At 67.2% G+C, this 8,208-nt stretch carries 7 protein-coding genes; 5 read left to right on the forward strand and 2 right to left on the reverse strand.

What is annotated here, in order from left to right; genetic code table 11:
- The first annotated feature begins 121 nt into the window (after positions 1-121).
- Positions 122-913: a dienelactone hydrolase family protein gene (locus ACTHLF_RS15770; RefSeq protein WP_440328429.1), complete on the forward strand. Its 792-nt coding sequence runs from the start codon at positions 122-124 to the stop codon at positions 911-913.
- A gap of 115 nt (positions 914-1,028) precedes the next feature.
- On the opposite strand, the gene ACTHLF_RS15775 is transcribed toward ACTHLF_RS15770, so the two are convergent.
- A complete protein-coding gene (locus ACTHLF_RS15775) occupies positions 1,029-2,027 on the reverse strand; it encodes a polyprenyl synthetase family protein (protein ID WP_440328431.1) in 999 nt (332 codons plus the stop codon).
- Between the two features lie 131 nt (positions 2,028-2,158).
- Here ACTHLF_RS15775 and ACTHLF_RS15780 point away from each other — a divergent pair, with 131 nt between their 5' ends.
- The gene (locus ACTHLF_RS15780) at positions 2,159-3,370 is read left to right on the forward strand and encodes an MFS transporter (protein ID WP_440328433.1); all 1,212 of its coding nucleotides are present in this window, start codon (positions 2,159-2,161) and stop codon (positions 3,368-3,370) included.
- 199 nt (positions 3,371-3,569) lie between these two features.
- Positions 3,570-4,190 carry a single-stranded DNA-binding protein gene (gene ssb / locus ACTHLF_RS15785; protein ID WP_440328435.1) on the forward strand — a complete coding sequence of 207 codons (621 nt, stop codon included), beginning with the start codon at positions 3,570-3,572 and terminating at the stop codon, positions 4,188-4,190.
- Positions 4,191-4,246: 56 nt separating this feature from the next.
- Here the strand turns inward: ssb and ACTHLF_RS15790 are convergent, their stop codons facing one another.
- Entirely contained in the window at positions 4,247-5,476 is a 1,230-nt protein-coding gene (locus ACTHLF_RS15790; RefSeq protein WP_440328437.1) for a lipase family protein, read from the reverse strand.
- A gap of 195 nt (positions 5,477-5,671) precedes the next feature.
- Here ACTHLF_RS15790 and ACTHLF_RS15795 point away from each other — a divergent pair, with 195 nt between their 5' ends.
- Together ACTHLF_RS15795 and ACTHLF_RS15800 are read left to right on the forward strand one after the other, a co-directional pair.
- Entirely contained in the window at positions 5,672-7,057 is a 1,386-nt protein-coding gene (locus tag ACTHLF_RS15795; protein ID WP_440328438.1) for an epoxide hydrolase family protein, read from the forward strand.
- A 197-nt stretch (positions 7,058-7,254) separates the two neighbouring features.
- A complete protein-coding gene (locus ACTHLF_RS15800) occupies positions 7,255-8,130 on the forward strand; it encodes an aldo/keto reductase family oxidoreductase (protein WP_440328439.1) in 876 nt (291 codons plus the stop codon).
- The last annotated feature ends 78 nt before the right edge of the window (positions 8,131-8,208 follow it).

The raw sequence follows: 8,208 nt of genomic DNA on the forward strand, positions 1-8,208 counted from the left end.
CGTGGGGGGCGCGCGGGGGGGCGTGCCGCCCGCCCCGCCCCCCCCCCGCCGCGCCCCCCCCCGCTCCCACAACGTCTGCATTCCCTTATGCTTCGGCCACCAACCCCCAGGGAGAACGCCGATGCGCCGCAGCTTGCTTGCCTTGTCACTCCTCGCCCTCGGCGCCGCCGGAAGCGCCCATGCCGCCATGGTCGCGAAGCCGGTGCAGTGGACCGACCACGGCGTGACCTTCAAGAGCTTCCTGGTCTACGACGATGCCGTGACGGCCAAGCGCCCGGGCCTGGTCATGGTCCCGAACTGGTTCGGCGTCAACGACATGGCCATCGCGAAAGCCAAGGACATCGCCGGCAAGGATTACGTGATCCTGTTGACGGACATGTACGGCGGCGATACGCGGCCGAAGAACACGGACGAAGCGGGCGCCGCGGTAAAGCCGCTCTACGGCGATCGCAAGCTCATGCGCGAGCGCGTCACCCGCGCGTTCGACGAGCTGAAGGCGCAGGAAAAGAATGCCCCGATCGATCCGGCGCGACTCGCCGCCATCGGTTTCTGCTTCGGTGGATCGGCGGTGCTCGACCTGGCGCGCACCGGCGCGGATGTCGCCGCGGTCGTGACCTTCCACGGCCTGCTTTCCGATGACTCGAAGCTGGGCTCGAAGCTGCACGACACCCACGTGCTGGCGCTCAACGGTGCCGACGATGCCAACGTGCCGCCCGAGCAGCGCGCCGCGTTCGAGGCGGAAATGCGCGCCGCGAAAGCGGACTGGGCCTCGGTGGATTACGGCAACGCCGTGCATTGCTTCACGGAGAAGGAAGCCACCGAAAGCATCGGCAATTGCCGCTATGACGCGAAGGTGGCCACGCGCGCCTATGCGGCGATGAAGGCCTGGCTGACCGAAGCCTTCAAACACTAACCGCCGTCGTAGGAGCCCACCCTGTGGGCGACATCCTTCGCGACACCGCTACAGGCCCTGTAGCCATCCGCGAACGGCGTCGCTCACAGGGTGAGCTCCTACGATAGAGCGATGATCAGAATCGCCGTTCGACGCTGTAATCCGCCAGGGTCGACAGCGCGTCGCGGTGTGCCGAAGGCGGCAGGGCGGCGAGGGCTTCCTTTGCCGCCAGCGCGTGCGATACGGCCTTTTCATGCACGCGATCCAGCGCGCCGGAATCTCGGATCGCCGCGATGATCCGGTCGAGCGAATCGAGGCCGCCGTGCTCGATCGCATGGCGCAACGACTTCAGCTGGTCGGGATCCGCTACCTGCATCGCGTAGATCAGCGGCAGCGTTGGCTTGCCTTCAGCGAGGTCGTCACCGATGTTCTTGCCCAGCGTGTCGGCATCGGAGACGTAATCGAGCAGGTCATCCGCGATCTGGAATGCGTAGCCCAGCTCCATGCCGTAGCGGCGCAGCGCGGCGACCTGCGCATCCGGCAAGCCACCCAGCACGCCGCCGAGCTCGGTGGCGGCGGCGAACAGCACGGCCGTCTTGCGCTCGATGACCGCGAGGTAAGCTGCTTCGTCCACGTCTGCGTTGCCGATGTTCAGCAGCTGCAGCACCTCGCCCTCGGCGATGGTGTTGGTGGTGTTCGCCAGGATGCGCATGATCCGCATGTCATCCAGCTCGACCATCAGCTGGAACGAGCGCGAATAAAGGAAGTCGCCGACCAGGACGCTCGCGGCATTGCCCCACAGCGCATTGGCGGTCTTGCGGCCGCGGCGCATATCCGACTCATCGACGACATCGTCATGGAGCAGGGTGGAGGTGTGGATGAACTCGATGATCGCGGCGAGCTTGGCGTGCTCGGCGCCCTGGTAACCCGCGGTGCGGGCGGCCAGGACGTGCAGCATCGGGCGCAGGCGCTTGCCGCCGCCGGCGATGATGTGTTCCGCGATCTGGTTGATCAGGACGACGTCGGAGGACAGGCGGTGCCGGATCAGCGCATCCACCTCCCGCATGTCGTCAGCGGCCAAAGCGCGGACGCTGGCGAAATCAATGGGGGTCTGGCTTTCGGCAATGGAGGACATGGGCCCGTCGTGGATGCGGCAAATCAGCCCACATTATAGGGGCGCCGTTCATGTTTGAACCGTCACGGAGGTGACGGTCCGTATAATCGGCGCCGGCACCGGTCCTGGTGCCTGGACGGATCGAACCTTCGGTGAGCCAGCTCAGCCCCCTGGAACGACGCAGCGCCCTGACCCTGGCCCTGGTGATCAGCCTCCGGCTGTTCGGCCTGTTCCTGATCCTTCCCGTCTTTTCGGTTTACGCCCGCGGCCTGCCCGATGCCACGCCGTTGCTGGTCGGCCTGGCCCTGGGCGTCTACGGCATCGGCCAGATGCTGCTGCAGGTGCCGCTGGGCATGCTCTCTGACCGGATCGGGCGCAAGCCTGCGATCTCTCTGGGGCTGGTGGTCTTCGCCTTGGGCGGTCTCGTGGCCGCCATGTCGCACAGCCTCGCCGGCATCATCCTGGGCCGCGCGCTACAGGGCATGGGCGCCGTGGCCGGCGCGGGTACGGCGCTGGCGGCCGACCTGACCGCGGAGACGAACCGCGGGAAGGTCATGGGCATCATCGGCGTATCCATCGGGCTTTCATTCCTGCTGGCGCTGATCCTCGGCCCGCCGCTGGAAGCCGTCGCGGGTCTTGGCGGGTTGTTTGGCCTGACCTCGCTGCTCGCCCTCGTCGCCATGCTCCTCCTGTGGTGGCTGGTGCCCACCCCGGCGCGGGCCGAGCGGCCAGCGACGGGCACGCTGCGCGACATCCTGGCCATGCTGGGCGATCGCTCGATGCTCGTGCTCAACGGCTCTGTCTTCTTCCTGCACGCCCTGCTGACCGCCAGTTTCGTCGGCTTGCCGATCCTGCTGACCGACACCTTCGAGGTGCCCGTCGCCCGGCACTGGACCCTGTACCTGCCGGTGATGGTGATCGCCGCGCTGGTCATGGGCGCCTTCATGCCGCGCATGCGCGACTCCGCCCGTAGCGCGCGGACGGTGGTCGGGTGCATCGTGGCACTGGGCCTCTCCCTGGCGGGGATGGCGTTGGCGACCCGCCACGAATGGCTGCTCGGTTCGGCCGTCGCCGTCTTCTTCTCCGCGTTCAACCTGCTCGAGGCCGCGCTGCCCAGCCTGGTCTCCCGTATTGCGCCCGCCCACCTGCGCGGGGCGGCCATGGGCGCGTATTCGACCAGCCAGTTCTTCGGTGCCTTTGTCGGCGGCGCCGTGGGCGGGCTGGCCCTGGGCGCCCTCGGCCTGCGCGGCGTCTTCGCCGCAGCGGCGGCCCTCACCCTGGTCTGGCTCCCCCTGGTCCTGCAAAACGCCGCCGTCGTGGGAGCGCGCTCGCGCGCGATCGGGGACGCGGCGGGGCTGGACTGATCGGGGACCCTGATCGCGCGCAAGCGCGCTCCCACAGGCTCGGGGCGGGGTGAGACGAACCCTACACGGCGACGGGCCAAAAAGGCCTTGCCCGAGCATTGCCCAAGGCCCCACCATCGCCCACACTATCCGGTCCGCTCTTCCGGTGGCCCCCTGGCCGCCTGGTGCGAAGGGCGCATCACGTAAACGAGGAAAATCCATGGCACGCGGCATCAACAAGGTCATCATCGTCGGCAATCTCGGCGCCGATCCGGAAACCCGGTACACCGGCAGCGGCACGGCTATCACCAGCCTGCGCCTCGCTACCTCGGAGGCCTGGACTGACAAGCAGAGCGGCGAGAAGCAGGAACGCACCGAGTGGCACCGCGTGAAGCTGTTCGGCAAGCTCGCCGAAATCGCCGGCGAGTACCTGAAGAAGGGCCGCCAGGTCTATATCGAAGGCTCGCTGCGCACCGACAAGTACACCGATAAGGATGGCGTCGAGCGCTACAGCACCGACATCATCGCCAACGAGATGCAGATGCTCGGCGGCCAGGGTGGCGGTGAAGGCGGCGGTGGCGGTGGCTTCGGCGGCGGCGGCCGTCCGCAGCAGTCGCGCGGCGGCCCGGGCGGTGGCGGTAACAACGGTGGTGGTGGCGGTGGCGGCAACTATGGCGGCGGTGGTGGCGGTGGCCAGCAGCGCGGCGGCCCGGGTGGCGGCTACGGCGGCGGCAACCGCGGCGGCGATGACTACGGCCAGCAGCGCGGTGGCGGCAACGCCCCCTCGCGTTCGGCCCCGCCGGTCAACGAAGGCTTTGATGACGACGATATTCCGTTCTGATCGAACGGCGGAGTGATCACGTCTCTGGGAAGCCCCGCCTTGTGCGGGGCTTTTCTTTATTCGGAGGAAGCTTTCGGCGTCCCATCCACAACAGCAAGCGGACAGCTCGTAGGCACCGCCACCCCCGCAAACCGATCCGCCATCCACTGCACCGCAACCGCCGCACTATCGATCGCGGCCATGCCGTGATGCACACCCGGCAACTCGACATACTGCACCCGCTCCCCGGCCTTGCACCGCGCCTGCACGTAAGCGCGCGTTACCGCTGGCAACACAAGCCCATCCGCGCTCCCTTGCGTAATCAACAAGGGCATCCCCACGGGCGGTGTGCCCGTTGCGTCTGCGGCGAGCAACGTCTTCCACGGCTCGACCTGGCTGAGGTTCGGCACCGTCAGGAACTGCTGGCGAAGCGGTCGCTGTGAGCGGGAACGCGCAAGGATGTCCGACCACGATTCGATGCATTCGTTGGAGAGCGCATCGACGGCAGGCATCGCGGAAGGCGCGACGATGTCGGTGAGTGGCACGTGGTAGACCTGCTGCCACGACCATAAGGTCATCGCAGTGACGTTGCGCCCTCCGTCGGTGTTCGCATCGTCAGAAAGCAGCTTCAGCAGATCGGTGGCGGGAGCTGCGGCCGCTACGCCGACGAGCCTAAGCTCCGGGGCATAAGAAGCACTAAGCGCACCGGTAGCCAGGGCGGCTTGTCCACCCTGCGAGTGTCCCCAAACGGCGTAAGCCTTCCCCGCATCGGCACCCGGAAGCTGCCGGGCCGCGCGTACCGAATCGATGACCGAGCGGGCCTCGCTGCCGGCGACCAGATAAGGGTGCGGACCCGCGGTGCCTAACCCGGGGTAGTCGGTGGCCGTGACGATGTACCCATCGCGGACCATATCGCGCAACCCGATGATCCGCTGGAACACATACCCCGCGACGGACGGCGCACAGATCGACGCAACGCCGGTCGTTGGATGCGCCCACGCAACGATCGGCCGCCCACCCGGGGGTGCCGCGCCCGCCGGTACGACCACGACGCCGGAGACCGCGATGGGTTCATCATGCACGCCGCGCGAGCGGTACAGCACGCGGTACGCGTTCGCGCCCAGCGGGGCGCCGGCCATGGGCTCGGCACGGATGAGCGACCCGGGTGGGCCATCGAGGTCCTGGGCGGTGTAGCGGTAGAACGGGCTGGCCAGGTTCTCGCTGCGCTCGGAAGCAAGCACTGCCGCGCTCAGGACCAGCGCGATCCACAGGGCTGCAGGGAGAAGCCATCGATGCATCAAGGGCATGGCACGCGCTCGTCGGGACCTGAAGTATGCGAGCGGCGCCCGGCATGTGCTTTCGGGATTGCACGACGCAATTTCGCAAGCGCACGCCGGAAACGGCAATCGCCCGCTCCAGACCGGACCTAACCTCGCCGGGACATGACCCAGGGTATTCGCGACGCCGCGATAGCCCACTCCCTGCATCCAAGGAGCCGCCCCATGTCACCACGCCTTCCTTCGCGGTCACTCTGGTCGTTGCCGGTACGACTGGCACTCGCTGGCGCAGTGATCCTCGCCCCATGGCCGACCATGGCGGTAACGCCCGCCTCGACGCCCGCCGGCGCCCCGCATGCCGATGCACCACAACCTGGCACCCCGGCCGTTTCGCCCGCCGGCACCGGCATGCTCTACGCGCTGGAAGACGACTCGTCGATCCGCCCGTTCCCCGGCCTGCACGTCTCCGACGACGACCTCGCCGACCTGCTTCGCCGTGTGAAAGCCACCAAGTGGCCCGACAAGGAAGTGGTCGCGGACGATACGCAGGGTGTGCAGCTCGCCACCATGAAGAAGCTCGCCGAGTACTGGGGCACGAGCTACGACTGGCGGAAGTTCGAGAAACGCCTCGACGCGATCCCGATGTTCGTCACGACCATCGATGGCGTGGATATCCAGTTCATCCACGTGAAGTCGAAGAACAAGCATGCGTTGCCGCTGATCATCACGCATGGCTGGCCGGGCTCGATCGTCGAGCAGCTAAAGGTGATCGACCCGCTGGTGAACCCAACGAAGCACGGCGGCAAGGCGTCCGATGCGTTCGACGTGGTGATTCCTTCGCTGCCGGGCTACGGCCTGTCAGGCAAGCCGACCGCACTCGGCTGGGATCCGCAACACATCGCCCGTGCCTGGGTGATCCTGATGAAGCGCCTGGGCTACAAGCACTTCGTGGCGCAGGGTGGCGACTGGGGCAATGCGGTCTCCGAGCAGATGGCCGTGCAGGCGCCGCCGGAATTGCTGGGCATCAGCACCAACATGGCCGCCACCGTGCCCGACGACATCGCGAAGCTGCTCGCCGCTGGCGCACCGCCGCCGGACAACCTCTCCGCCGACGAAAAGAAGGCATACGAACAGCTCGATGACTTCTACAAGCACGGGCTCGGTTACGCGCAGGAAATGACCGGCCGGCCGCAAACGTTGTACGCGCTGGCCGACTCGCCGGTGGGCCTCGCCGCGTGGATGATCGACCACGACATCCGCAGCTACCGGCTTATCCGCCGTGTGTTCGATGGCGAGAGCGAAGGGCTTACGAAGGACGACATCATCGATAACGTGTGCTTCTACTGGTTCACCAATACCGCCGTTTCATCCGCACGCCTGTACTGGGAGAGTAAACTGCCGTTCTTCGCGCCGAAGCACATCCAGATCCCGGTGGCCGTGAGCGCGTTCCCGGACGAGATCTACCAGGCGCCGGAGAGCTGGGCGAAGCTGGCCTACCCGAAGCTCATCCATTACAACCGTCTGCCGAAGGGTGGCCACTTCGCGGCGTGGGAACAGCCCGATGCGTTCGTCACCGAGCTGCGTGAGTCCTTCAGGCCGCTTCGGAAGTAGCGGGTACGGCGCGGCGCGGGGCCAACCCCGCGCCGTCCATCCAGGCGCTACTACACCTCCCTGGGCCGCAAGGCGGCGAACTGGAGAGCCTGGAGCTCACGTGAGCGCCCCCGGGGGCCCGGGATCCGGACCGGCATAACGGAAGGAATGCGCCCGTGCCCCTATAGTCACCCCCAACCCAAGGAGGAGTGACGTACATGATCGACGTTTCCCGGTCCGGCCAATGGACCCTCGGTGACCGCACCGTCCACCGCATCGGCTATGGCGCCATGCAGCTCGCCGGTCCCGGCGTGTTCGGGCCGCCGAAGGACCGCGCTGCCGCCGTCGCCCTGCTGCGCGAAGCGGTCGAAGCCGGGGTCAACCACATCGACACGAGCGACTTCTACGGCCCGCACATCACCAACGAAATCATCCGCGAGGCCCTCGCCCCGTATCCGGACTCGCTGACGATCGTGACCAAGGTCGGCGCCTTGCGTGGGCGCGAAGGCGAATGGCTGCCCGCGATGAAACCCGCGCAGCTGGTCGCCAGCGTCCACGACAACCTGCGTAACCTCGGCGTCGATGTGCTCGATGTCGTGAACCTGCGGATGATGGGCGACGTCCACGCACCAAAGGAAGGCTCGATCGAGCGCGAGTTCACCGCGCTGGCCGAGCTCCAGCAGCAGGGGCTGATCCGTCACCTCGGCATCAGCAACGCCACGCTTACCCAGGTCCACGAAGCGCGGCGCATGGCGCCTATCGTCTGCGTGCAGAACCACTACAACCTCGTGCACCGCGTGGACGATGCGCTGATCGATGAGTTGAACGCCCTGCAGATCGCGTACGTGCCGTTCTTCCCCCTCGGCGGCTTCAGCCCGCTGCAGTCGGATCGGTTGGCGGCGGTGGCCAAGCATCTGGACGAGACACCGATGCAGGTGGCGCTCGCCTGGCTGCTGCAGCGTTCACCGAACATCCTGCTGATCCCCGGCACCTCGTCGGTGGCCCACCTGCGCCAGAACCTCGAGGCCGCGACGGTCGAGCTCCCCACCGAAGTGCTCGAAGACCTCGAAGCCATCGGCAAAACCACCGCATAACCCCGCAGCACTTGTGGGAGCGGGCGGTGACGCCAGTTGGGCGGCGCGCGCTACACCACCCCCGCACGAGCGGGCGCC

Source organism: Luteibacter sp., assembly GCF_051958795.1.
In the GTDB taxonomy this organism is placed as follows: domain Bacteria; phylum Pseudomonadota; class Gammaproteobacteria; order Xanthomonadales; family Rhodanobacteraceae; genus Luteibacter.

Excerpts from the sequence above, each read along its gene's own strand:
- ACTHLF_RS15795 (WP_440328438.1), top strand. The coding sequence starts at position 5,672 with ATGTCACCACGCCTTCCTTCGCGGTCACTCTGGTCGTTGCCGGTACGA.
- ACTHLF_RS15790 (WP_440328437.1), bottom strand. The coding sequence starts at position 5,476 with ATGCCCTTGATGCATCGATGGCTTCTCCCTGCAGCCCTGTGGATCGCG.
- ACTHLF_RS15770 (WP_440328429.1), top strand. The coding sequence starts at position 122 with ATGCGCCGCAGCTTGCTTGCCTTGTCACTCCTCGCCCTCGGCGCCGCC.
- ACTHLF_RS15800 (WP_440328439.1), top strand. The coding sequence starts at position 7,255 with ATGATCGACGTTTCCCGGTCCGGCCAATGGACCCTCGGTGACCGCACC.
- ssb (WP_440328435.1), top strand. The coding sequence starts at position 3,570 with ATGGCACGCGGCATCAACAAGGTCATCATCGTCGGCAATCTCGGCGCC.
- ACTHLF_RS15775 (WP_440328431.1), bottom strand. The coding sequence starts at position 2,027 with ATGTCCTCCATTGCCGAAAGCCAGACCCCCATTGATTTCGCCAGCGTC.